This window comes from Nonomuraea sp. NPDC050451, assembly GCF_044458585.1.
In genome coordinates this window covers 275,522-299,036 of the sequence record NZ_JBITHZ010000005.1, presented here as the reverse complement: position 1 = coordinate 299,036, position 23,515 = coordinate 275,522, and the positions used below count along the sequence as shown (strand labels likewise).

19 protein-coding genes are annotated in these 23,515 nt (G+C 69.6%); 14 read left to right on the top strand and 5 right to left on the bottom strand.

What is annotated here, in order from left to right:
- Window positions 1–2: 2 nt before the first annotated feature.
- The gene (locus ACIBI9_RS19885) at window positions 3–3,032 is read right to left on the bottom strand and encodes a CARDB domain-containing protein (protein ID WP_397223604.1); all 3,030 of its coding nucleotides are present in this window, start codon (window positions 3,030–3,032) and stop codon (window positions 3–5) included.
- A gap of 85 nt (window positions 3,033–3,117) precedes the next feature.
- Here ACIBI9_RS19885 and ACIBI9_RS19880 point away from each other — a divergent pair, with 85 nt between their 5' ends.
- The 7 genes from ACIBI9_RS19880 (at window position 3,118) to ACIBI9_RS19850 (ending at window position 8,973) form a co-directional block, all read left to right on the top strand.
- Window positions 3,118–3,603: a hypothetical protein gene (locus tag ACIBI9_RS19880; RefSeq protein ID WP_397223603.1), complete on the top strand. Its 486-nt coding sequence runs from the start codon at window positions 3,118–3,120 to the stop codon at window positions 3,601–3,603.
- Window positions 3,604–3,675: 72 nt separating this feature from the next.
- A complete protein-coding gene (locus ACIBI9_RS19875; RefSeq protein WP_397223602.1) occupies window positions 3,676–3,909 on the top strand; it encodes a hypothetical protein in 234 nt (77 codons plus the stop codon).
- 140 nt (window positions 3,910–4,049) lie between these two features.
- Window positions 4,050–4,583: a PadR family transcriptional regulator gene (locus ACIBI9_RS19870; RefSeq protein ID WP_397223601.1), complete on the top strand. Its 534-nt coding sequence runs from the start codon at window positions 4,050–4,052 to the stop codon at window positions 4,581–4,583.
- On the top strand, window positions 4,580–5,302 hold the full coding sequence (locus ACIBI9_RS19865; protein ID WP_397223600.1) for an ABC transporter ATP-binding protein: 723 nt from the start codon (window positions 4,580–4,582) through the stop codon (window positions 5,300–5,302). The genes ACIBI9_RS19870 and ACIBI9_RS19865 overlap by 4 nt, the downstream gene beginning before the upstream one ends.
- A gap of 5 nt (window positions 5,303–5,307) precedes the next feature.
- A complete protein-coding gene (locus tag ACIBI9_RS19860; protein WP_397223599.1) occupies window positions 5,308–7,098 on the top strand; it encodes an FtsX-like permease family protein in 1,791 nt (596 codons plus the stop codon).
- Between the two features lie 115 nt (window positions 7,099–7,213).
- Complete coding sequence (locus ACIBI9_RS19855) at window positions 7,214–8,344, top strand: hypothetical protein (protein ID WP_397223598.1); 1,131 nt, start codon at window positions 7,214–7,216, stop codon at window positions 8,342–8,344.
- A 272-nt stretch (window positions 8,345–8,616) separates the two neighbouring features.
- A complete protein-coding gene (locus ACIBI9_RS19850; RefSeq protein WP_397223597.1) occupies window positions 8,617–8,973 on the top strand; it encodes a transposase in 357 nt (118 codons plus the stop codon).
- 1,792 nt (window positions 8,974–10,765) lie between these two features.
- Here ACIBI9_RS19850 and ACIBI9_RS19845 read toward each other — a convergent pair.
- Both ACIBI9_RS19845 and ACIBI9_RS19840 read right to left on the bottom strand, forming a co-directional pair.
- Window positions 10,766–11,593 carry an SDR family NAD(P)-dependent oxidoreductase gene (locus tag ACIBI9_RS19845; RefSeq protein ID WP_397223596.1) on the bottom strand — a complete coding sequence of 276 codons (828 nt, stop codon included), beginning with the start codon at window positions 11,591–11,593 and terminating at the stop codon, window positions 10,766–10,768.
- The gene (locus ACIBI9_RS19840; protein WP_397223595.1) at window positions 11,590–12,030 is read right to left on the bottom strand and encodes a MarR family winged helix-turn-helix transcriptional regulator; all 441 of its coding nucleotides are present in this window, start codon (window positions 12,028–12,030) and stop codon (window positions 11,590–11,592) included. The genes ACIBI9_RS19845 and ACIBI9_RS19840 overlap by 4 nt, the downstream gene beginning before the upstream one ends.
- A gap of 537 nt (window positions 12,031–12,567) precedes the next feature.
- On the opposite strand from ACIBI9_RS19840, the gene ACIBI9_RS19835 reads away from it, so the two are divergent.
- Both ACIBI9_RS19835 and ACIBI9_RS19830 read left to right on the top strand, forming a co-directional pair.
- Complete coding sequence (locus tag ACIBI9_RS19835) at window positions 12,568–13,614, top strand: LacI family DNA-binding transcriptional regulator (protein WP_397223594.1); 1,047 nt, start codon at window positions 12,568–12,570, stop codon at window positions 13,612–13,614.
- Window positions 13,615–14,194: 580 nt separating this feature from the next.
- Window positions 14,195–14,728: a DUF1062 domain-containing protein gene (locus ACIBI9_RS19830; RefSeq protein ID WP_397223593.1), complete on the top strand. Its 534-nt coding sequence runs from the start codon at window positions 14,195–14,197 to the stop codon at window positions 14,726–14,728.
- Window positions 14,729–15,070: 342 nt separating this feature from the next.
- Here the strand turns inward: ACIBI9_RS19830 and ACIBI9_RS19825 are convergent, their stop codons facing one another.
- On the bottom strand, window positions 15,071–15,853 hold the full coding sequence (locus tag ACIBI9_RS19825; RefSeq protein ID WP_397223592.1) for a DUF899 domain-containing protein: 783 nt from the start codon (window positions 15,851–15,853) through the stop codon (window positions 15,071–15,073).
- Between the two features lie 112 nt (window positions 15,854–15,965).
- Window positions 15,966–17,153 carry a DUF418 domain-containing protein gene (locus tag ACIBI9_RS19820; RefSeq protein WP_397223591.1) on the bottom strand — a complete coding sequence of 396 codons (1,188 nt, stop codon included), beginning with the start codon at window positions 17,151–17,153 and terminating at the stop codon, window positions 15,966–15,968.
- 241 nt (window positions 17,154–17,394) lie between these two features.
- Here ACIBI9_RS19820 and ACIBI9_RS19815 point away from each other — a divergent pair, with 241 nt between their 5' ends.
- From ACIBI9_RS19815 to ACIBI9_RS19795, 5 genes are all read left to right on the top strand, one after another.
- Window positions 17,395–17,859, top strand: coding sequence for an RNA polymerase sigma factor (locus ACIBI9_RS19815; protein ID WP_397223790.1), 465 nt, complete (start codon window positions 17,395–17,397; stop codon window positions 17,857–17,859).
- A gap of 1 nt (window position 17,860) precedes the next feature.
- Window positions 17,861–18,775 carry a hypothetical protein gene (locus tag ACIBI9_RS19810; protein WP_397223590.1) on the top strand — a complete coding sequence of 305 codons (915 nt, stop codon included), beginning with the start codon at window positions 17,861–17,863 and terminating at the stop codon, window positions 18,773–18,775.
- Between the two features lie 182 nt (window positions 18,776–18,957).
- The gene (locus tag ACIBI9_RS19805) at window positions 18,958–19,320 is read left to right on the top strand and encodes a hypothetical protein (RefSeq protein ID WP_397223589.1); all 363 of its coding nucleotides are present in this window, start codon (window positions 18,958–18,960) and stop codon (window positions 19,318–19,320) included.
- A gap of 11 nt (window positions 19,321–19,331) precedes the next feature.
- On the top strand, window positions 19,332–19,928 hold the full coding sequence (locus tag ACIBI9_RS19800) for a hypothetical protein (protein ID WP_397223588.1): 597 nt from the start codon (window positions 19,332–19,334) through the stop codon (window positions 19,926–19,928).
- Window positions 19,929–19,933: 5 nt separating this feature from the next.
- Window positions 19,934–23,380: a CHAT domain-containing protein gene (locus tag ACIBI9_RS19795; RefSeq protein WP_397223587.1), complete on the top strand. Its 3,447-nt coding sequence runs from the start codon at window positions 19,934–19,936 to the stop codon at window positions 23,378–23,380.
- Window positions 23,381–23,515 lie beyond the last annotated feature (135 nt).

Genomic DNA, 23,515 nt, shown 5'->3' with positions numbered 1-23,515 from the left:
GGTCAGTATCGCTCGGCGATCCCCGTGTTGATCTCGACGAGGGCCACCATCGCGTCCGTGAGCCCGATGAGACTGGGGTCGGCGAGGGTCTTCTGCCCGTGCTTGGCGGCCTCGCCGACGGTGTGCAGGTGCAGCCGCTCGATCGTGACCGTGCGAACGGCCGTCGCCGCGTTGATCCGCCGGCTGCCCAGGTTGAAGTACGTGGTCAGCAGCTGGGCGCGGAGGTTGCGCGGCGGCAGCAGCGGCAGCGTGAACCCGGCCGCCACCTCCTGCTGGGACAGCAGGCCGTCGGGCGTCGAGCCGTCGATCCCGTCGAAGCGGGTGTCGGTGGCCTGGACCCTGGCCAGCAGCTCCGATGTCCGCATCGAGGGGAAGGCCAGCCAGATGCCCTGCGGGCGCGGGTCCCTGCTCGGCGCGGTCTCGGTCACGGTGCTGGTGGAGGTTGCCGTGGCCGGGGTGTAGGAGCAGCCGTTGGCGTTGCCGTAGGAGACCTGGGACTGCCCGGTCAGGACGGTCCCGCCCACCACGAGCAGGCTGGAACGGCTGCTGAAGGCCACGGTCGTGGTCGAACCGGCCGCCAGCGTGCCCAGGTTCCAGGTCAGCGTGCCGCCGTCGACCGCACTCGGCTTGGGGCCCATGCCCTTGTCGAGGGCCGTGCTGTAGTACACCTCGGGCGGCAGCTTGTAGGTGAGCTTGGCGCCGGTGGCGCTCGCGCCTCCGGTGTTCTTCACCGTCAGCGTGGTCGTCACCGCCTCGGCCGCGCCGGCGGTGGGCGTCGCGCTCGCCGTCAGGGTGAGCTTCGGCGCCTTGACCGCGGTCGAGGCCTTGCCGGTGTTGTCGGAAGTGTCCTCCTCCGCGCCACCTGCCGCGTTCTTGCCCTCGACGGTGGCGGAGTTGGTGACCGTGGCGGCGTCGTCGGCCGCGCACGGGATCGCATAGGTGAAGGTCTCGCTGCGGCTCGCCCCGGCGGCCAGGTCGGGCAGGTCGCGGGTGACGGAGGTGCCGTCGGGCAGCGTGTCGGTGAGCTTGACGGACTCCGCCCCGCCCTTGCCGACGTTGTCCACCTTGACCGTGTAGGTGAGGGTGTCGCCGGGCTCGGCCGACTCCTTGTCGACGGTCTTGGTGGTGGCCAGGTCGGGCGTGTAGAAGTCCTGGAAACCGGCCTCGATCCTGGCCGCGGTCACGAAGTCGATCTCACGGCCGGACTCCACGCCCGCGCCGGGCTTGGAGACGTCGAGCTTCAGGTGTCCCCAGTCGTCGTAGTCGGTGAGGATCGGGTCGCGGCTCTTGTCGTCGCTGCCCGCCTTCGGCGTCGACTGGCACTTGTTGTCGGGCCCCTGGATGATCGCGTCGCTGAACTGGACGTCGTCGCCCATCCTGGTGGAGTCGATCGTGTTGTTGGTACCCGCCAGGACGCACACGTCGTCCTCGGAGTTGATGTCGGCCGCGATCGTGGGCGGGTCCTCCGTCCCGTTCACGTTCCAGTCCAGCCAGTCGACGATCGGGTCGACCGGGCCGTACTGCTCCGGCTGGCCAGGGATCTTCCAGCGGGTGTAGTCGTCGCCGGGGCCGATGGCCTTGCTCTCGTCGAGGTGATCGCGGTCGAGCTGCGGCATCTTGCCCTTGGAGTAGTCCAGGCGGCGGGGCGCCGGGTCCAGGCCCGTCGGGATGCCGGCCGGCTCGTAGGCGTAGTTCATGATGCTGAGGTAGTTGGGCTTGTAGTTGGTCCGGGTGTCGCCGCCGTGGGAGAGCCCGAGCGCGTGTCCCAGCTCGTGCATCAGCGTGCCGGCCTGGTCGCGGGCCGTACCGGAGAAGACGACGTCCGGACCGCTGCCCACCTTCATCAGCTGGATGTCGTCGGAACCCTTCTTGATCTTGCTGTTGCAGGTGTGGTCGGGGCCGACGCCGATCAGGTTGCCCTTGGGGAAGTCGTCCCCCACCACGGCGGAGTCCACCGTGCCGTTCGGGCCCCCGTCGACGCACCACGTACGCCACTCGCCGAGCGTGACGATGAAGTCGCGGTTGCCGCGCTTGGGGTCGCAGCACTGGCCGGAGACCATGCTGCCGGCGGTGAGGTCGTGGGCGAAGATCGTGTAGTGCGCGTACGGCGCCAGCTCCTTGGGCAGGTTGGCCGTCCTGGCGTTGGCGAAGGCGGTGTCCTTCTCCGTCATCACGGCCTGTTCCGGAATGCCCGTGCCGACCATGGGGATGAAGTCCACCCCGTCGTCCAGCGGGACGCCGTAGGGGCAGGGCTGGGTGGCCCTGACCGGGCCGTCCTCGAAGGCGCGCCTGAGCTCCTGGAGCGCGGCGTCCTTGGGCCTGTGGCTGTGCTGGGCGTCGCCGGTCATCCAGTCGATCCACACGATGACCGTCTTGCGGCAGGGGTTGGCGCCCATCTGCTTGAGGTCGTACTTCATCGAGTCGTCGGGGTTGCGGATGCCGAAGCGCTCGATGACGTCGGGGATGCCGTCGCCGTCGACGTCGGGCAGCGGGCCGCTGGTCCGCTCGATCTTGAAGCCGATCCCCGCCCGCTTGCCGTCGTGCGCGTTGGGGAAGTTGGGGTCGCCGTCGCCCTCCACGTAGGTCTGGCCCGGCGTGAGCAGGTCGCCGGGGTCGGTCCAGGTGTCGGTGCCGATGTCGTACTGGAGCTCGAGGTCGTCGTCCTGGTTCTGCGGGCTGATGTCCAGCTTGTCGTCGCCGCCGTTGAGGCCGCCGTCCTCGTCCCAGAGGCGGATGAGGATCGGCACCTTGGTGGTGTCGTCCGGGACCTGCACGTCCTGGGTGAAGATCCACGGAGGGTCGAACGCGCTGGGATCGAAGTCGTCGTCCTCCACCGCGTCCCTGCGCTGCAGGTCGCCGTTCCCGATGCGGATCTCGGGGAAGTAGTTGCCCGTGCCGTTGTCGGGGCTCTCGATCTGGTGGATCTTGTTGATCGTGAGCCGGAGCGTGACGCCCGTACTGGCCTGAGCGGCGGGCGTGTTGACCACCACCAGGCTGAGCGCGATCAGGAATAACACTGTGAGTAAGCGCATGCGGCCAGAATGAAGTGACCTCGTGGGACGCGCATGAGTAGGGTCTACTCAGAACCCGGGGCGCCTTGTGATCGTCATACCAACCATGATGAAGAAGCTCATGATCGCCGTGGCCGCCACCCTGACGCTCGGCGCCACCCCCGCCCTCGCCCAGACCAAGCCGGTTCTTGGTCCGAACGGTTTCGGCGGGCTGAAGCTCGGCATGTCGCTCAAGCAGGCCAGGGCGACCGGCAGCGTCACCAAGAAGATCGACGGCGGCGCCGACGGCTGCTCGGGCTGGGACCTGAAGAAGTATCCGACCGGCAAGAACGCCGTCGGCCTGTACATCTCGCCAAAGGTGGGCGTGGCCGCCTTCTTCGCGCCCAAGGCCGCCAAGACCCCCGAAGGCGTGGCGATCGGGACGGCCAAGTCGCAGCTGGACAAGGCCTATCCGCACATCAAGCAGGACATGCACGGCCTCTGGGTGACCACGGTGCCGGGCAACAACAAGGCCTACTACTCCTTCACCGTCCTGCACGGCAAGGTCACGGAGTACGGCATCGCCCTGAAGAAGCAGGACTGCTTCAACTGATCGGCTCGACCCTCCGCGGGATCACCGCGTAGGTAAGGCGTCCGGCAGCGCCACCGCGGCACCGCGAACCTGATGATCGCGGCGAAGCCGGACGCGAAGTTCTGGATCCCGCCGATCGAGGCCACGTGCCGGTCGGCGGGATCCACATCTGCGGGCAGCGACCAACTGCCGGAGGCGGCGAACGCCGACCCGGCGCAGGCGACCGACAGCAGTGCCGGCGCCATCCGCGCCTCCGGCACCCACCCGGCCGGCCACCAGCCCGAGGTCCTCACCCGACCCGGCACCGAGTCGGCGGCCACCTCATGAGGCCCATGGAGCCTCTCACGCGGGTCCACTACCTCTGCTTTTCCCTTTGGCGGCGCACGGGTCCAGGAGCTCGCCAGATGCGGCGTTTTGACACCACCTATGGGTAACCGCTATCTATTGGCCAACCGTTAGGGGGTGACATGCAGGACGCAGTGCTGGCGATGCTCGCCAAGGAGCCGTCGCACGGGTACCACCTGCACGCCCGGCTGCGGCAGAGTCTCGGGCCGCTGGGTGAGTCGATGAATCGTGGTCAGATCTATGTGACGTTGGCCCGGCTGGAAAAGGCGGGGCTGGTGGTCTGTGAGCGGGCCGATGGCCTGCCTGAGCGGCCGGAGCGCAAGGTGTATGCGCTGACGCCGGCCGGGCAGCAGCGGGTGGCCGCCTGGCTGGCCGAGGTGGGCTGGCCGAAGCCGGATCTGGCGGAGTTTCATCTCAAGCTTGTCGCGGCCGCCGCGGGCCGGCTGGCCGACCCGGTGGAGCTGGTGGCGGCGCAGCGTCGTGAGTTGCTGCGCCGGTTGCGTGAGGCGCAGCAGGCGGTGCTGGCCGAGCCGGTGGGCTCGGGCGCCGCTCTGTTGCTGGAAGGGGTCGTGTTGCGGCTGCAGGCGGACCTGCGCTGGCTGGCGGCCTGTGACGTGGCCTGGTCTGAAGGGGGGAGTACGTGGAGAGCGCCGTGATCCAGACCCGTGGCCTGGTCAAGCATCATGGTCAGGGGCAGAGCCGGGTTCGCGCGGTCGATGAGGTCGATCTGGAGGTGCCGCAGGGGCAGATGCTGGCGGTGATGGGGCCCAGTGGCTGCGGGAAATCGACTCTGCTGCACCTGCTGGGTGGCCTGGAGCGGCCCACTGGCGGGGAGGTGTGGCTGGCCGGGCGGCGTATCGACGCGCTGAGTGAGCGGGCTCTGGCGCGGCTGCGGCGCCGGTCGGTGGGGTTCGTCTTTCAGGCTTTCCATCTGGTGGAGGAGTTGTCGGCGGCCGAGAACGTGGAGTTGCCGGTGCTGCTGGCGGGGCGTTCGCGGCGCGAGGCCAGGCGGCGTGGGAGCCTGCTGCTGGAACGGGTCGGCCTTTCCGACCGTGCGCGGCATCTGCCTTCGCAGTTGTCGGGCGGGCAGCGTCAGCGGGTGGCCGTCGCCCGTGCGCTGGCCAACGACCCGCTGCTCGTGCTGGCCGATGAGCCGACGGGCAATCTCGACACCGCGGCGACCCTCGAGGTGCTGAGGATCTTCGAGGAGCTGCGTTCGGCGGGCCAGACTCTCGTGATCGTCACGCATGACGAGCGGGTGGCGGCCACCGCGGACCGGTTGGTCTCGATGCGTGATGGCATGTTCGTCGACGACACCCGGCTGGCCGGGACCGGCACGGGGCGGCTGGGCGACCTGATCGGGTTGGAGGGCTGAACGGCGTGGGACGTATCGTGCTCGTCGTCCGCCTGGTCCTGGCCGATGTGCGCCGGCACCAGGTTCAGGCGGCGATGCTCGTGCTGGCGGTGACCGCCGCGACCGCCACCCTGGCGCTGGGGCTGTCCCTGCCCGGCGTGAGCGACGCGCTGTATGAGCAGACCCGCGCGGCCACCGCCGGGCCGGACGTGGTGGCACTGTCCGGCGAGACGGGCCCCGCCGCGACCTCCGCCCTGGCCTCGCTGGCGAACGAGCCCGAAGTGGCGGCCCACCACGGCCCCTATCGCATCGTCTACGCCAACCTGGCCACGCGCGATTCCCTCTCGTCCCCTGTGGTGGTGCAGGGCTTCGCCGAGACGCCCGGCGCGGTCAACCGGCCGCTGGTGACCTCGGGCCATTGGGTACGCTCCGGCGGCACGGTCCTCGAACGCGGTTTCGCCACCGCGCTGGGCGTCGGCGTCGGCGACCGCGTCACCATCGCCGGCCGGTCCTATCCCGTCGTCGGGATCGCCGTCACCGCGGCCACCTCCATCTACCCGTGGGCGGCGCAGATCGGCCCGGGCGGCGGCCCCAGCGACTACAGCGGCCTGGCCTGGATGACCCGATCCGATGCCCGGGCACTGGCTTCGTCCCACGATCTCCCGGTGACCTTGGCCACGGATCTCAAGCTGCGCGACCCCGCCGCCACCGAGGCCTTCATCGATGCCCGCCGCGTGCCCACCTTCAGGGTCAACCTCCACTCCTGGCAGTTCACTGCGCAACAGGACCTGGTCATCCTCAGGAACAGCCAGCCGATCCTGGTCGTCGGCAGCTGGCTGCTCAGCTTCCTGGCCATCACGGGAGTGGCGGCGCTGGCCGCGGGACGCGCCGTCGAGCAGACGCGCCGGGCGGGGCTGCTCAAGGCGGTCGGCGCCACCCCGGGGCTGATCGCCGCCGTCCTGCTCACCGAGTACCTGGCGCTGGCGCTGGTCGGCGACGCGGTGGGGCTGGCGCTCGCCCGCCTGGCCGAGCCGGCCATCGCCAGCCCCACCGCCAGCCGGATCGGCGACGTCGCCGGACCGACCGGCGCCACCATCGCCGCGACGACCGTCCTCGCCGTCGCGGTGGCGGCGCTGTCCACCCTGCGCCCCACACTGCGGGCCCTGCGCACCGCGACCGTCACGGCCTTGTCCGCCACCGCCCACCAGCCCCGTCACCGACCCTGGCTGACCGCGTTGTCCGCGCTGCTGCCCACCCCGCTGCTGCTCGGGCTGCGCCTGACCGCCCGCAGGCCGGGCCGCGCCGTGCTGCAGGCGTGCTCCACCGCCACCACAGTGATCACGATGGTCGCCCTGCTGACCCTCTACGCCCAGCCGGAGAGAGGCTACGGCCTGAACGGCTCCTCCGCCCTGCCCAACCTGCGAGGCGAACACGACCGCCAACTGATGCTCGCCGTCACCATCCTGCTGATCGCACTCGCCATCGTGAACACCATCACCTTCACCTGGACCACAGCCATAGAGGCCCAGGCGAACATGGCCATCGCCCGCACCCTCGGCGCCACCCCCGGACAGATCTCCGCGGGCCTGTCCGCCGCCCAGCTCCTGCCCAGCCTGCCCGGCGCCCTCGCCGGCGTCCCTCTGGGCAGCGGCCTGCTCTCGCTCTTCGCCGCCAGGAATTCGGCGGCACCCCCCTCCTCCTGGGTGCTCGGCGCCGTACTCGCGACTCTCCTGGCAACAGCGGCACTCACCGCCCTGCCCGCACGCCTGGCGGCCCGACGGCCCGTGGCACAGACCCTCAGCGCAGAAACAGCCTGATCGGCGCAGCTCAGGGCTGCGCTCAGCGGACCGAGGCCCGCACAACCCGCAGAGACCTCATCCGCCTCACCAGCGGCTGAATGAATCGATTTGATCGACGGAAAGGGATCACGAAGTGGCATCTGACGCCGCCGGCATCCGGCGTTTCATGGCGGACACGGGGGAGCACCGCGGATGGGTGTCCCCCAGGACAGACCTGGTGACGGCGCTGCTCGGGATCTGGTTCGGGATCGGGCTGATGATCGACGCCTGGGCGCACGGCAACCTGGCGGAGCTGGAGACGTTCTTCACCCCGTGGCACGCGGTGTTCTATTCCGGCTTCGTCGTGGTCTCCGGCTGGATCATCTGGCAGGTGTGGAGCAACGTGCGCGCCGGCCGGCAGGGACTGGCGGCCGTCCCCACCGGCTATCTCGCCGGGCTGGTAGCGATTCCCGCATTCGCCGCCTTCGGATTCGTCGACATGATGTGGCGCACTGTCCTCGGCATCGAGACGACCATCGACATCTTTTTCAGCCCGTCACACCTCGGCCTCGTCGTGACGATGATGCTCATCATCACGACACCGCTGCGCTCGGCGTGGAGCGCCCCCGATGTCGGCGCCCGGCCCTCGCTCGGCCGCCTGCTGCCTGCGCTGCTCGGGCTCGCGTTCGCCACCACGCTGGTGTTGCTGTTCCTGTCGTACGGCGACGCCTTGAAGTACCGGCCCCAGGCAATCGTCCAGGCGTTGTCCATGGCGCAGGACTCCGGCGCCGCGCCGCAGGGCGCCGGTCCCAGACCTGTCGCCCCGCCCGCCGATCGAGTGGCCGTCGCGATGGTCGTCACCAACGTCGTCATACTCAGCCCGGTGCTGTTCCTGCTGCGCCGCTGGCGGTTGCCGTTCGGCTCGGTGACCGTCATGTACACGGTCATGGCGCTCATGCCGGCAGCCCAGACGGGCTTCCGCAACCTGCCGATCCTGCTGTCGCTCGTGGTCGCCGGGCTCGTGAGCGACCTGCTGATCCGCCGGCTGCGGCCGTCGGGTGAGCGGCGCGCCGCCTACTGGGCCTTCGCCGGGCTGTCGGCCTTCGCCACCTGGTCGCTGTACATCGGGGTCGCCTCGGCCACAGGGGGTGGCCTGCCTGCCGTGCCCGAGCTGTGGACCGGCGCGCCGATCGTCGCCGTGCTGATCGGCCTGGCGCTCGGGACGCTGTTCCTGCCCAACGCAGCCGCCGCCGAGCCGGTCGCAAGCGACGCCGGGCGGGCATGATCCAAGTCCTGTGCCATCGCCGCCCTCGTGCCGGCGATGGCCGGCGCGGTCGCGGCGGCGTCAGGCGGCGCGGACATCGACGTCGGCGAGCAGGGTGTAGAGCTGGGCGGTCCTGGTAGAGGCATGGCCGAGGTAGGGCTCTAGGGTGTGTATCAAAGTCCGCCGTGGGTCGGTGTTGACCCGGCGGGGCGGAGCGTGTCGTAGATCGACAACGAGAGAGGTCTCCGGTAGGTGGTTGGTCGACCAAGACAAACCGAATAGCCGGAGACCTCGTGGCCACTTCAGCGGTGACGAGGCGGTTCGACCTGACCGATGCGCAGTGGGTGGCGCTGGAGCCGCTGCTGCCGGCGCCGAAGCGGGCGGGGCGGCCGTCGTTGTTCAGCAAGCGGCAGTTGATTGACGGGACCGCGACCAGATCGGTGATGAGCGGGGCAGTGCGTCGATGGTGCGGGCGGCCAGCGCCGCGTCCAGCCGCTCGCCGAACTCGACCGGAGCTGGCTCGGATCGTCGACGACGCCCTCGACGACCCCGACCCCTGGCGCGGCCTGACGGCCGGCCGGCTTGATCACAGAGGTAATGATGATGGCGGCTTGGCGCTGCTATTTCTCACCGATATTTCCGGTCCCTAAGCGCTGTCCAAACTGACCGTCAAATGCCGCTGCTGCTTACCGGCAAATGGGTTTGGTGCCGGGGTCTTGTTGGCGGAGGTGAGGGAACGGCAGGCCATGCCTATGCAACAGTCTCCTTGGAACCAGTCCCAAGGAGCACCTTTGGCGGCTGTGTTGCCTCCTCTAGGGGGTTTACTGATTTTCCGGCCTATTTAACAGGCGTGCGGCAATGCCTTTCTCGACTGCTTTTATCCGTCAAATTTCTTTGAGTGTCCGGGATGTGTGGTGATTTGTCGGGATTCGGATGCTAGCGTCTGAATTATGTAACTGTCGGCCAGTCCAACGGGGGAGGAGTTATGGCTTTCACAGAGCTCTCGATGACTGGCTTCCAGAGCCATCAGCCGCCCTGGCGCCGACGGCGCCGCCGTCGCTACCGCTATCGCTACCGCTGGCGTCGCCGTCATCACTGGTACGACGACGACTGGTACTGATAACCACTCGCCCAGCGAGCCGGCGGCTCAGCCGTCGGCTCTCACTCAGCGCCTCCGCCACGAGCTCGCGCCAGCTATTTACCTTCCTTGGTGCTTGCTGGAGTTGGCGCGCCGGGCGCCGAGCACGCTCCGCCGCCAGTGTGGCACTCCGCAAACCGCATCCGTCGCGGGCAGCCGTCCTTCGACTGCGTAGTGCCTCACGAGACACGGTGATGCCGGGCGCGGGCGAGCTCCTCGCGCTCGGTCCGGCGGCGGCCGGTGGCGCTCAAGCGGCGAGCGCCCGCTGGGAGGGCGGACCTCGCGCCCCGCGTGACACGACCCGGGGACGGCTCCGGCGGGTGGTCGCGTATTCGATCTCCAGGACGTCGGCCGCCTCGGGTCCGTCCAGCAGGTCGTCGGGGCGGCGCCCGACCCGCCACGCGGGGAGCTGGCGGCCGCCGCGGTAGGCCTAAAACTGAGCCGGGCGACATCCTCGCCCTTGACAAGCACGCCCTGGGCGCGAAGCTGGTCGGCGGCGGCGGCGGCGGCGGCGGCGGCGGCGGCGGACGGGGGGTTGGCGTGCTCGCCGCAGCGGCCATCTCCTGTCCGCCGTCGTCTCCGTCCGATTCGCGTAACTGCGCGATCCTCGATGCGGATGACACCCTCCTGGGGGTGCGTCGGGTCGGCTTCATGGTGGAGCCCTGGGCCAGGCGACGCGTGTGGCGGTGAAGCCTTCGTCGATCGTCGTGATCGTACTGGTGATGGTTGCGATCCCCCTTGCTGGTCAGCCCGCCTCGCGAGCGGCCCAGCCTGGCCGCTGTCAGCCGGAACCTATACCGGCGTCGTATCCGCAGGCGTCCGTCCCCGTCTCCGTCTTAGCCGGGGTCACCGTCATGGAGGTTTTGGCTCAGCCCCCTTCTGCTCGGTGGCCCCTTCCATCGCTGCGGCCAGCTCGCCGTCCAGGATCATCCCGGCGAGTGGTGGTGGGTGCGGGCCGTGGTGGAGTCCACGTTGACCAGGTCGAGCTCGGCATGCCCCCGGGACACGTCTCGGCGACCGTCGCCTGCATCAGCCGCTCGAACACGCCGCTCCCCGCCCACGACCGGAACCCGCCATAGACGGCTCGTACTCGGCGGTGGGCAGGTCCCGCCACAGGGCTGCCGGTACGAAACCGCCACATCACCATGGCCTTGCTCACCCAGAGGCAAGCGAGGCTCGATCGAGGACCATTCCTTGTCGGTTCTCCACGCGCCATAGCGAAGCAGGGCTGCGGACCGCCATGCAGGCAGATCCCCCTGATCTCAACTCCTTACAGGCCCTAGTCGATTGACGCAGCGCTGAGATCAAATACCCAGCAGGGCGGCGGTCCGGTCGTAGATGACACGGGCGAGGGCGGTGTCCGTGGCCGAGCGTGAAGGCGTCGCCGGGGCGGAGTCGGTGAAGAAGCCCCCGCTCGGCTCCGGCGCCGGGTCGGCGGTGGCCAGCCACACCCCGGTCCGCACGCCCTCCTCCGGCGTGATGGAGAACGGCCTGAACAGCGGGGCCGTCAGCCGCATCAACCCACCGGCATCGGCGTTCATGCGGGTGCCCTTCACCATGCCCGGGTTGGCGTTGTAGACCCGCATGCCTGCGGGCAGGCGGCGGGCGAGGTCGGCGGTCGCCAGGAGGCCGAGCAGCTTGGCCGTCGCGTACACGTGGATCTGCGAGTAGAAACGGTCGCGCCACGACGCGCCGGAGACGTCCGGGTCGGCCGTGTCCAGCCGGCCGCGTTTCTCTACGAAGCTGGACACATTGATGATCCGGGCGTCGCCGGCGAGCGTGCCCGCCGTGAGGAGCGCGTGCGTCAGCAGGAACGGCGCATGGTGGTTGATGGCGTACGTGCGCTCGACGCCGTCGATCGTCTCCTGGTAGCGGGGGAACGCCGCTCCGGCGTTGTTGACCAGCACGGAGATCGGACCCTCGGACTTGGCCAGCGTGCCGGCCAAGTCGCGGACCTGTGTCCATTGCGACAGGTCGGCTGTGTAGGAGCGGGCGGCCAAGTCTGCGGCCGCGGCGGCGGTGCGGGCGGCGTTCCTGCCGACAAGGACCACGTCCATGCCGGCGCGGGAGAGGTGGCGCGCGGTCACCAGGCCCAGGCCGCCCGCGCCTCCGGTGATGACGGCCGTCCTCATGGAGCGGTCCCGACGGCCCGCGTCCCGGCCGCCTCGCCGAGCAGCGCGTGCAGGCGGAGCTGGCTGTCGTGATCGAGCCGGGCGAACGGCGACCGCTTTTCGGTGTACTGCACGACGCGGTCACGTAGCTCGCATCCCCGGGGCGTGAGCTGGAGGATCTTCGCGCGGCGGTCGCCGGGATGTGGCGTCCGCCGGACCAGGCCGTGCCTCTCCAGCCGGTCGATCAAAGAGGTGGCGGTCGAGGCGTCGCAGTTCAGCCGGTCAGCGAGGCGGCGCGCGGTCATCGGCTCGTCTTCGTCGCTGAGCTGCCACAACGCGTAGGCCTGGGTGTCGGTGAGCTCCAGTTCGCGAAGCAGGACCTTCAGCTCGGCCTGCACCTGGTCACGCAGGGCGAACAGATAGGCGATGAGGTCGCGGGTCAGCCGCGTGTCATCCATGGCGCCCAATTTACATGGAAACTCCAATCATTGGATATTCCATGTATATGTCGCTCTTGGACCACCCTGCGGTCCACCGCAGCCCGCCGCATGTGCGGCCGTGCCCGTAACCCGGCCTGCTCAGCCAGGCGGCAAAACAGCTGTCGTACTTCATCGGCCCGGCCGGCGGGGCGTGGAACGGGTTCACTCGAACACCATGTCGGCCCCGGGAGGCCTCGCCGACCTCGTCCCGCTCGTACTGATAGCACGATGCGGCGCGCGTTCGACACGGCGCTGCCGAACGCCAGGCTCGGCAGCGCCGACCTGCCGGCAAGGGAAGCCGATCTATGCAGACACGAAACACCCCAAGGAGGCATGGGAACTGGTGAAGTGGCTGCCCTGGGGACGCCATCACAAGGCCGTCGCACGGGCGGGCGCCGTCTGGCCCGGCATCACCGCGCTCAACGACGTCTTCATGGCGGCGAGGTAAGGCCAGGGGAGTGACGGCGAAGAGAATCAACGATGAGGGGAACGCCGCGATCAAGTAGGCTCTGGACCATGGGGGTTACCGGTCACATGCCACCGAACGACACTCCTCCCGGCCGCTCTGCGAGCATCTGGGACGTCGCCCGGGTGGCCGGCGTATCCCAGCAGACCGTCTCCCGCGTCATCAACGGCAAGACCCGCGTGAGCGAGTCGACCCGGGCCAAGGTGATGCAGGTCATCGCCGAGCTCGGCTACCGCCCCAACCGCCTCGCCCGGACGTTGGCCGGCGGCCCGGTGAGCTGGGTCACCGTGCTGACCTCGGACACCGCCCTGTTCGGCGCGGCCGCCACGCTGCGCGGCATGGAGGAGGCGGCAAGGGCGGCCGGCTTCTCGGTGGGCATCAGCGTGCTGGAGCCGGGCGCGAGCACGGCGGACATCGCCCTGCGCCTCAACCGGCCCCAGGAGCCCGTCATGGTGATCGCCTACGACGACCCCGGCGTGCGGGCGCTGCGCGAGCTGCCGCCGGACGTGCCGGTGACAGCCGCCGTCGAACGCCCCGACAACGGCTCGGGCGGCGACCCGTGGCAGGTCTGGCTGGACGACCGGGCCGCGGCGGCGCACGCGACACGCCACCTGCTGAGCCTGGGGCACAAGACCGTCCACTACGTGGCCATCCCGTCCTCCACCAGTTCGCTTCCGCAGCGGACCCGTGGATGGCAGGACGCGCTGCGGGCGACCGGACGACCTTTGCCCGATCCCCTGCAGGGCGGCTGGACTCCACGCTCCGGATACCTCGCGGTGCGCTCGCTGCTGGCGGACCGCTCGGTGACGGCCATCCTCTGCGGCAACGACGACCTCGCACTGGGCGTCATGCGGGCCGCGCGCGAGGCCGGACGGGACATTCCCGGTGACCTCAGCGTGGTCGGCTTCGACGACTCCCCGGCGTCGGCCTACCTCCACCCCGCGCTCACCACCGTACGGCTCGACTTCGAGGGCCTCGGCCGCGCGTGTTTCGGCCTGCTGCTCCGCAGGCTGCAGCCGGAGGCCGTCCTGTCCCTGCCGACCTGGAACGAGCCCGAGCTCATCGTGCGGGAGAGCAGCGGCCCGCCGCCGCTCTGACCGCCCCTTGTGATCCTCCTCTGCCCGGTTCGGGCGCAGAGCCATGCCGCTGGGTCGCGGCGAGCACCGCCGCCTCAGCCGAACCCGGCTACGAACACGAGCCCGCGCACGTTGTCGTCTCGTCGCCGCGTACAAGCGGATCCGTCCGATCGCCAGCACGGCCGGCGGTACGGCTTCCTGCCGCCGAGTTGCCGACCGTGCAGTATCTGGCGCCCGACGGTGGTGAGGCCGCGGTGTTCGCCTTCCGCCGACCCCGCCAAGATGGTGGCTGCCGCCCGCTCCGCCCCGGCCGGTGCCGTCGCGCCGCCATCCTCGGCGCCTATGATCGGCAGGAGGCAAATTCGATTGCAGCGCCGGCCGGTGAACCAATAGTGTGCCGCCAGCACTATCGGATTCGTCGTGGGGACTGTCGCGTGACGCCGCCTGCTCTCGCTGCCTGACATCTTCTTCTGCGCTTTCTCACCGACCTCGTGGTCGGTCTCGCCGGGCTGCTCTCAATCTCTGAGCCGCCCTGGCTGATCAGCGTTTTGTGTCAGGTCTTAGAGAGATCATGTCTTCACAATCCCATAGAGATCATTTCGTGCTGCCCTGGACCGTGCGGAGGACTCGGCTGCCGCTGCTCGCCATGCGTTGCATGGACTGCCGGGCGGAAGCGGCCACCGTCGGCGAGGGCAGGTTCCGGATCAACGCCAACGGCAAGCTGCTTGATGTGTGGCTGCTCGTCCGTTGTGTCGGCTGCGATCGGACTTCGAAGATCGCAGTCCATGAGCGGGTGCCGGTCCGATCACTGGATCCGGCCAGGCTCCGCGCCTTCGAGAACAACGATCAGGCGCTCGTCGCTCACGCGCTCTTGGACCCCGCGGTCGCACGCCGCAACCGGTTCACCCTCGATTGGCGTGGCGCCTGGCGGCTGGAGTCATCGGCCGTCGAGGCGGCGTGGTCGTACCGGGTGGACGTCAGTTTCCTCGATCCGGTGCCCGTCCGCCCGGAGCGGCTGATCGCCCGGGGGCTCGGGATCAGCAGGGGGGAGGTCGAGCGCCGGATCAAGTGCGACCTCCCCCTCAACCGCACAACGAGCACGGGTTTCTCGTTCGTCGTCATGCCCGCTGTATAGGGTCGGGAGGCGTGCAGAGGGTCAGCAGGTGAGGCGGTTGCTGAGCTGCCAGGGGGCGGCGGTTCAGATCGTGGCTGGGAGGGTCCCGTAGGACGAGGCGCCGGAACTCGGTGCAGGACCGTTGCACCACCCAGCGGTGGAGCAGGACAAAGCCCTCGGCCTGGTCGTGGCGCTTGACGATCGCCACGGCCAGGTCCCAGATCCTGCGCGCGTCACGGACGAACCGGCCTGCGTACCCGGCGTCGGCCCACTACCAGGCGTCCATCCCCTTCGGGTGAACCGCCCACCGACCGAGCGCGCGGGCGGAACCTCGCATCGTCCGGAGGTTCCGCCCGGCACCGGTCAGTGGTGGTGGCCGTGCCGGCCGAGGGTCTGCACGGGGGTCGCGCCGGGGCGGGTCCACTGCGGCACGGGGCGGCTGGTCGGGCCCCACATGGCGTTCCCGTCCGCGTCCGAGCGCCAGTACCAGCACGCGTGGCGCCCTTCGGGCCGGCCCTCGGGCTTGTCCTCCCATGCCTCGCCGCGGCCGTAGGGCGTCATGTCGAGCAGGCCGAGGGCCACGTTGACCGTTTCGTTGCCCCGGCCCGTCGTGGAGTAGGTGAGGAACACGCGGTCGCCGTCGCGCAGGAAGCAGGTGAGGTAACCCATGCTGCCGCCGACCGGCTCCTCCACGTCGCGTACCGAGTACCAGGGTTGGGTGTACCCCATGAACTCGACGTAGGAGGCCACCTCGTCCCACCGGCCCGTGGTCAGGATGGCGAACGAGACGCCGCGGGCGTTGAGGTAGACGGCGTCCTTGAGGTGCCAGGCCGCGGTGGTGCAGCCCTCGCATTGCCCCTGGTGCGGCGCGCCGTCGTACCACATGTGCTTGTAGACCACGAGCTCGTCGCGGCCCTGGAACAGGTCCAGGAACGGGACCAGGCCATCGGGTCCGACGACCTCGACCGTCCCGTCGAACTCCACCATCGGCAGCCGGCGGCGGGCCGCGGCGATGGCGTCGCCCTCGCGGGTGTGGGCCTTCTCGCGGACCAGAAGCTCGTCACGGGCAGCCTGCCAGGTGGCCAGGTCGACGATGGGCGGGCGGCCGGGCAGCGCGGTGGCCGGGTCACTCGGCGTGGTCGTCATGGTGTCCTCCGTGGTGTCTCAGGCCGGGCAGGTTCACAGGCTCGGCCCGGGAGTGGAAGCGGGCGATCCCCTTATGAAGTTGATGGAGGTTGGTGGGGGATGCCGGTGTCGGTCAGGTTGCCGAGCGGATCGGATCTGTCGCTGTACGAGCCGCGTCATCCCGTGGCCTGGTCCATCGAGTGAGCCAGCGCAGCACATACTCGACCGGGCCGTACCGGTGGCCGCGTAGCCACCACGCGCTGAGGGCGAGCAGCACCGCGTAGATCACTGCCGCGACGCCCATCACGGCGAGCGGCGACAGCCTGCCTGCCAGCGCCAGCCCGTAGCCGGTGAACACCAGGCAGCACAGCACCGACTGCCCGATGTAATTCGAGGCCGCCGCCCGTCCCGCCGGGGCCAGCGCGCGGCCGACGGCGGGGAAGCGCCTGATCACCTGAAGGAAGGTGACCACGTAGGCGGCGGTCAGCAGCACCGAGGTCACGTTGTTCACGGCCAGCGAGACCAGTTCGAGCGCGTCCCCCCGGGTCTGCGCCCAGGTGAAGAAGCCCGCGGTGGGCAGCCCGGCGCCGAAGCCGACCCACTGGATCCGCGGCACAAGGTGGGCCCAGCGCTCCGGACTCTCGAACACCCGCGACTTGCCCGCCGCCATGCCGAACAGGAACAGCGCCATCGCCATCGGCCCCTGCCCGATCCACACCATCGCGGCCAGCCAGGGATACGTCTGGGCCTGGAACGTCAGCACGCCCAGCGGCCCGCTCCTGACCAGCTCCTCCGCCCGCGCCCCGGCCGCCGCGTCCACCACCGGCGCCGTGCCGCCCGCCGGGTCCAGCAGGGTGAGCCCGGCCAGCACCAGCCAGAGCACCGACATGACCCCGATGATCCAGCAGCCGACGACAACGGCCCTCCTGGCCGAGATGCCGCGCATGGCCAGCAGGATCAGCCCCAGCGTGGCGTACAGGGTGAGGATGTCGCCGACCCACAGCAGAAACCCGTGGGCCACCCCGATCGCGAACAGCCCCAGGCACCGCCGTGCCATCCTGGCTTTCACGCTCACGCCGTCACGCGACATGAGCGTGAAGGAGTAGCCGAACAGGAACGAGAACAGGATGTAGAACTTCGTCAGCACCAGCGTGCTGACGAACCATGCGACCGGCCCGTCCGTGATCGGCATCGTGCCGATGCTCACGGCGTAGCCCGGGTCGGAGAAGAATCCGATGTTGGCCACCAGAATGCCCGCCAGCGCGAACCCTCGGACCGCGTCGATCTCGTGCACTCGCCTGGATCCCAGCGTCTGTGTCATGGCCACGACGCTAGAGACGCCTTGCCCAGTGGGGCATCGGTCCAAGGCAGGTCCTGGTAGCGACCAAAGTCGCTAACTTCGTTTACCGCCCTGCTGGGCCGCTACCCCTTCACCCCGCGCCGATGGCGGCAGGAGGCTGCGATGTCATGCTTTCGGCACATTTACCGGCCGGCCGTGTGACCATTCCCGCCGCGGTGGCGTCTGTATGTGACGTGACAATCGAAACCGTTCGGGGGGCGACATCATCGAGGAGCTGTACCGCGAGCACTGGCCGCTCGTGTGCGGGTTCCTCCTGCGCAGGACCCGCGATCCGCATCTCGCCGAGGACCTGGCGCAGGAGACGTTCATCAAGGCGACCAGGGCACTGCTCGGCTGGCGGGGGGAGAACGCGGCGGCGTGGCTGCTCACGATCGCGCGCAACGCCCTGGCGGATCACGTACGCAGGAGCCGCCTCGACCTGGCCCTCCCGAACCCCGACGAACTGGGCGTGCCGCCGCTTCACGTGGAATCGCTGGACGTGCGCGACGCGCTGGAGCGGCTGCCCGAGCAGCAGCGCCGGCTGCTCACGCTGGTCTACTTCGAGGGCTTCTCGATGGTGGAGGTGGCCGCGATGACCGGCAGGTCGCACAACTCGATCAAGACTGCGGTGTGGCGGGCGAGGGCCGCCTTCGCCGACCTTTACGGGGAGAGCAATGAACATGCCTGAGATGCCAGATCTGCCGGACTTCGACCCCAAGCGCACCCGGCGTGCGGTCCGTCGGGGACTGTTCAGGACGGTCGCCCTCGTCCTGGCCGTGCTGGTGCTGCTCGCGGTGGCCGCAACCGAGGGCTCGTCCCTGGTGCAGAGCCGCGGCGACCGGGAACGCCGTATGCAGGCCGTGCTCGGCACCGCCTTCAAGATGTACAACCCGGCCTATACGGTGACGATCGACTCCTGCTGCCAGACCACGCCCGTCTCGATGTCTTTCGAGGTGGCCGCGCGTCCCATGGCGCCTGCCGGAGACTGGCCGGTCGGGTACGAGTCGTACACGATCAGCCAGGACTTCTTCGGCCGCGTGGGCCGCCTGCCGCTGGGCCACACCGCCAACACCAGGCTTTCCCAGTCCCTGTTCAACGTCGGTACCACGCTGACGGCCAAGGACGAGGTGCGCGCGGTGCTCGCCCGGCTGCCCGCCGACCTCAGCGCGCTGTCGGTGGTGGAGTTCGAGCAGCCGCTCGGCGAGGCGGACCTGAAGGCGTTCGTGAAGCAGTATCGCTCCTGCGCGGAACGTGTCGTGTACGAGCGCAGACCCGGCTCCCTCCCGATCACCTGGGGCTTCGACTACTGGACCGACGCGCTGGACCTCGGCAAGGGCGGCGACACGACCGATGACACGTGCGGTGGCAGCCTGCCGCAGTTCCGTAACTGGGTCGGCCTGCTGCGTGACCACGACAACGCCAACCTGCGCTCCTTCGACCTGTCCCTGGACCGGCTGCGCAAGGCGGCCGAGGCCGGGCTCGCCTACGGCTATGTGGACCAGCTCAGCTCGGTACGCGAGCTGCGGGAGCTGCTCAAGGACCCGAGGGTGCGCACGATCCGCTTGGCCGGCGTGACGTTCGACCTGGACCGGGCCCGCCCCTAGGGCCGGCATTGCGGCCAAGGGTCCGACACGGGGTTGGTGATGGGGGAGTGGGGTGTCGGGCCCACTACGTCCGCGGTCATTTTGCGCGCAGCCGTCATGCACAGCACGCATGTCCACATCAGGACGTCACCGGCAGCGAATTTCTCTGGATACGTCGTCATAATCGACGCCAGGAGGTGTCCATGCCTTTCTTTGTCCGGCCGGTGGAGTCGTTGTTGCTGCCGGCCCTGCGGGACCATGGCGACAGCTCGGTCGAAGCGCTGGTGGCCTACTCAGGGCTGTCGCCCGAGGACGTACGCAACGCGCTCCCCGCATTGCAGCGCCGCGGCCTGGTCGTCGAGAGCAGCCCTGGCCGGTACGCGCTGACCGACTTCGGGGTCAAGACCAGCCTGAACGCCACCCCAGGCAGCCCCCGCGACCGGGTGACCGGCGTCTTCCTCCTTGACGACGAGGCCGAGGAAGCGGCGAGCGGCACCTCGGAGGACGAGCTCAACAGCGCGCTGGACGACGCGCTGGGCCCCCGCGACGACGTACCCGACCAGTAGGGCGGCAGACGATGCAGCATTCCGCGTGGTTCTCCGTGCTGTCGGCGGCCATCGCCGGCGGGGTGACGCTCTTCGACATGGACCGGACGTTCATCATCGGCGACGTGTCGGGCTACCGGGTCTACCGGTCCGTGTGGTGGTGGGGGTTCATCGTCGTCAACTGTCTGACGGCCGTGGCGGTCTTCTTCGGGCTGCGCGCGCTGACGACCTTCCAGGGCTGGAACTCCTGGCTGTTCGCCTCCGGCGTCGGCGTGTCCTACCTGGCCTTCGTTCGGTTGAAGTTCGCCACCGTGTCGTACCAGAACTCCGAGATCCCCATCGGGCTGGACACCTTCTACGAGTCGGGACGGCAGTTCGTCTTCAAGAGGATCAACGAGGAGATCAAGGCCGACCGGGCGCGGCGGGCGCAGCGGCTGATCGACGACAACGACCTGAAGGCGCTGGGCAACAAGGTCCGGCTGGACATCAACCTGGACGCGTTGCTCACGCCGGAGGAGAGGAAGACGCGGCTCGCCTGGCTCCTCACGGTCCTCCAGGACCCCGGCTTCGACGAGGAACAGAAGAAGACGACCCTGGCCGTCTACCTCGCCTCGGGCACCCAGGTCTGACGGCCGTGGCCATCCCCTACGAGCCGGGAGCCTTCGGGGATCTGGTCTGCCCGCGCTGTGGAGAACTCCTGCCCGAGCCCGTCTACTGGATGGTGCTGACCCCGGACAGCGCCCCCGAACTGCTCGAACTGGTCGACGAGGGCCGCCTGAACCTTGTGGAGTGCACCGTCTGCGGCGAGCTCGGCGACCTCAGCGCCCCTGTGCTGTGGGCCGACGGCGACCGGAGCATTCTCCTCTACGACACCTTCACCGCCTCCCGCGAGGAGTCGGCGGTCCGGGAAGAGATCTTCGCGCTGCTGGAGGAGCGGGGCGGGTTCGACGTCAGCGCGCTCCGCGGCAACTCTCTGTCCGTACGCAACTTCCGCGAGCTGAACGACTTCCGTGAACTCGACGACGAGTTGTTCGCCCTCGCGCTCGAAGGGATCCGGCTGCGCGAGGCCCGGATGGGCATCTTCGGACAGGCCAGGGTCGAGGCGATCTGCCGGGACATCCGAACCTCCCCGATCTTCTTCATCAGCGACTACGAACGCTCCGCCGAGCTGCTCGGACGCGCCGAACTCTGGCGCGGGGACGAGGCGCGGAGCATCCGTGAGGTGCTCGACGGTGCGCTCGACCCGGACGACGAGACGTTGTCCCCCGGGTCGAAGGAGAAGAGGCTGCCGCCGTCCGCGCGTGAGTGGTTCCACACCGCGCTCGCCGAGGCCAGGCGGATCATCCCGGGCGAGATCAACGAGATCGGCGAACTCATCGGGGCGGAGCGGGCCCTCGGCGTCCTCCTGGACAAGGAGATCCCTCTGACCCCCGCGGAGACCGAGCGCTTCGGCGAGGCCGCGATCGGGTGGGCCGCGTCCCTCGACGGGCTGACGGCCCTGCTCGACGAGCTCGCCGGGGAGCCGGCCGAAGAATCCCCGGCCGCCCCGGAGAACGGCGGGGTACGCCAGGTCATGCGCGCCCTCGGCGGAGGAGAGTGGCAGCCCTTCGCCTGGACCGAGACCCACGTCATCGAGCCGCCCGACGGGCTGGAAGAGGCCGTCGCCGTGTACGAGGCCGGACGGTACGAGGAGGCATTGGAGCGGACGCTGCTGGTGGAGCGGTCCTGCCGTCCCGACCAGAAGCGGCTGTGCGCGCTCTACGCCGCGATGCTGACCTTGGAGTGCGGCCGTCCTTACGGACGCGGCATGGCCCGGGACGCGATCGAGGCGACGATCAGGGACATCCAGGGCACCGGTCGGGTGGAGGTGAACGAGCTGACCGCGCTGGCGCATGTCCAGCGCGTGCTCGGCGAGGTGGAGAGGTCGATCGGGGAGTTCCAGTGGGCTCTCAACTATCAGTTCAGCGCGTTCGACCTCTATCTGAGTCTCGAGGACTGGGGCTGGCTCTCCGAAGTCGGCCCTGCCCTCGTTGTCTCCCTTGTGGCGTTCGGCCGCAAAGGCGAGGCGTTCGAGATCGTCCGCCTGCTGGAGTCGGAGGAGATCTGGCACAGGATGCCCCGCGCGCTGCTCGCGCAGATGCTCGGAGCCCTGGCCTCTGCCATGGTCCCCGGACTGGAGATCGTCTGTGATCTGGGCACCGGGGAGGTCGGCGCCATCGACCTGGGCGGGGCCAGGTCGATGGCCGTGGTGGAGTTCCGCAGCCCCGACGCTCCCGGCGAGGCCGGCACGCTGATCGTCGGGAATCGCTGCCTGAACCAGCTGGTCCGGGCGCTGGCCGCCGCAGAGGATCCCGCTGACCGGCTACGGCTGCTCCTGGCCATCCTGCAGGCGGAGGCCCGCTTCCTGACCGACGGCCGCGCGCCACGGGAAACGGTCAACGGCAGCCTGATCCGGAGCGTGCACCAGCTCGCGGCGCTGGCGCTCCAGGCTGCCGGAGACGATCCCCCGCAGGGCCTGGCGACGGACGTCGCCCTCGCCTTCGCGCTGGCCTGCCAGGTGGCGGTCGTCGAGGCGCTGCAGGCAGATCAGATCTTCGCCCGTGGCGGCCCGACAGGCGACCTGTCGGTCCGGTTGTGGGGATCGGCGCTGCTCACCGGCAAGGTGGCCTACGAGCTCGACCGCATCCTGGACGTACGGCGCCAGAACACCATGACCGCACACGGATCGTTGACCGAGGCGGTCCTCACCAGCTATGCGCTGGCCCTGGAGACCGCCGGAGAGCTCGACCAGGCCATCGACCTCTACCAGGAGCTGATACCCCGCGCCGAGAAGCGGCGTTCGGTCTTCCTCAACCGGATGCTCACGCTCTGGGCCCAGGCCACGATGACCCCGCCCTACACCCGGCTCTCGCGCTGCCTTTTCGCCCGCTACCTGTCCGGTGGAGACGTCCAGGACGCCCTCCTCGCGGGCGACGCGCTCGAACGGCATCGCGCGCGGGAGCTCCGGCAGCGGGGCATCGTCCTGACCGGGACGGAGCCGTCCCGATGGCTGGTCTCGCCGCTCACGTCGGCCGCGGCCACGCTGCCGGACGGGCACGCCGTCATCTGCGTCGGCCTGCATCCCCACACGGTTCGCGTCGAGGGCCGGTGGATGGCGGTCGGGCTCCCCGCCGACGGAGTCGGCGGATGGGCGGAGGAGACCACCCCGCCCGAGCTGCTCTTCGAGGCCCATGTCTGGTTCTCCGACCGGATGCAGGAGGCGGCGCAGGCGGTACGCGAGGCACGGATCGCCACCATGGAGGAGTACGCCGTCATCCTCGAACAGTTCGTCCCGGCCGCGGACGTCCACGAGCGCCTCGCCTCGCTCTGGCAGGCACTGGGGGCCGGAGCCGGACGCTTCCGCGAGCTGCACCTCAGCACCGAGAGCTACGCGCTCCAGCTGCCGTGGTCGGCGGCCGCCCTGGTCTCGGCGGGGGAGGAGGCCGTGGTGCGGGTCGTGGCGACCACAGCGCTGGTCGGACGGCCGCAGCGGCCGGCCGAGCCGGCTCCGACGATCGTCGTCGCCGTTCAGGACGACCGGTCGGAGCGCGCGAACGCGCAACTGCTGGAGGCGGGCGGCGACCTGGCCGAGCTGATCTACTCGGAGCAGCCCTCGGACGAAGCCGACGTCGGGATCTGCCTCCAGGCGGAGCTCCATCGGGTGAGCTCGGCCGACGCCCTCGTGCTCCTGGGCCACGGCCGCCGCGGCCGCGGCCTCACCCACGCGCTGCACGATCTCACCACGCAGCCGCGCACGGTCGTCCTGCTGGGCTGCTGGTCGGCCCACATCGACCAGGACCTCTCCCATATGGAGGTCGAGGGCTTGGCCGTCTCGCTGCTGGCCTCCGGCGTCGAGGCGGTCGTCGCCTCCCTCTGGCCGGTGACCCTGGAAGCGGGTGCCCTGCTCACCTCCCGCTACCTCGCCGAGCTGAGCCGCGGAGTCCCACCCGGACGTGCCTTCGCCACGGCCCGCGCCGAGCTCCGCTCCGACCCCCGTTTCGACCATCCGGCCGTCTGGTGCGGTTTCACCCTCTTCGGCTGAAGCACGCCGTGGGCATCGCCGACGTACGGCGGGCCCGGCCATCGAGCAGCTCATGCTCGCCGGTCTGCCTCTGCCCTTTTGCAGAGCGGTGGTGCGGAGACCGGGGAAGTTCTGCCGTTCGGCGGATAGGCCCGG

What these genes read in the sequence shown, in the direction of transcription:
- ACIBI9_RS19845 (WP_397223596.1), bottom strand. Translation starts at nt 11,593, where the DNA reads ATGAGGACGGCCGTCATCACCGGAGGCGCGGGCGGCCTGGGCCTGGTG.
- ACIBI9_RS19835 (WP_397223594.1), top strand. Translation starts at nt 12,568, where the DNA reads ATGGGGGTTACCGGTCACATGCCACCGAACGACACTCCTCCCGGCCGC.
- ACIBI9_RS19885 (WP_397223604.1), bottom strand. Translation starts at nt 3,032, where the DNA reads ATGCGCTTACTCACAGTGTTATTCCTGATCGCGCTCAGCCTGGTGGTG.
- ACIBI9_RS19825 (WP_397223592.1), bottom strand. Translation starts at nt 15,853, where the DNA reads ATGACGACCACGCCGAGTGACCCGGCCACCGCGCTGCCCGGCCGCCCG.
- ACIBI9_RS19810 (WP_397223590.1), top strand. Translation starts at nt 17,861, where the DNA reads ATGCCAGATCTGCCGGACTTCGACCCCAAGCGCACCCGGCGTGCGGTC.
- ACIBI9_RS19820 (WP_397223591.1), bottom strand. Translation starts at nt 17,153, where the DNA reads ATGACACAGACGCTGGGATCCAGGCGAGTGCACGAGATCGACGCGGTC.
- ACIBI9_RS19870 (WP_397223601.1), top strand. Translation starts at nt 4,050, where the DNA reads ATGCAGGACGCAGTGCTGGCGATGCTCGCCAAGGAGCCGTCGCACGGG.
- ACIBI9_RS19880 (WP_397223603.1), top strand. Translation starts at nt 3,118, where the DNA reads ATGATGAAGAAGCTCATGATCGCCGTGGCCGCCACCCTGACGCTCGGC.
- ACIBI9_RS19800 (WP_397223588.1), top strand. Translation starts at nt 19,332, where the DNA reads ATGCAGCATTCCGCGTGGTTCTCCGTGCTGTCGGCGGCCATCGCCGGC.
- ACIBI9_RS19805 (WP_397223589.1), top strand. Translation starts at nt 18,958, where the DNA reads ATGCCTTTCTTTGTCCGGCCGGTGGAGTCGTTGTTGCTGCCGGCCCTG.
- ACIBI9_RS19875 (WP_397223602.1), top strand. Translation starts at nt 3,676, where the DNA reads ATGATCGCGGCGAAGCCGGACGCGAAGTTCTGGATCCCGCCGATCGAG.
- ACIBI9_RS19840 (WP_397223595.1), bottom strand. Translation starts at nt 12,030, where the DNA reads ATGGATGACACGCGGCTGACCCGCGACCTCATCGCCTATCTGTTCGCC.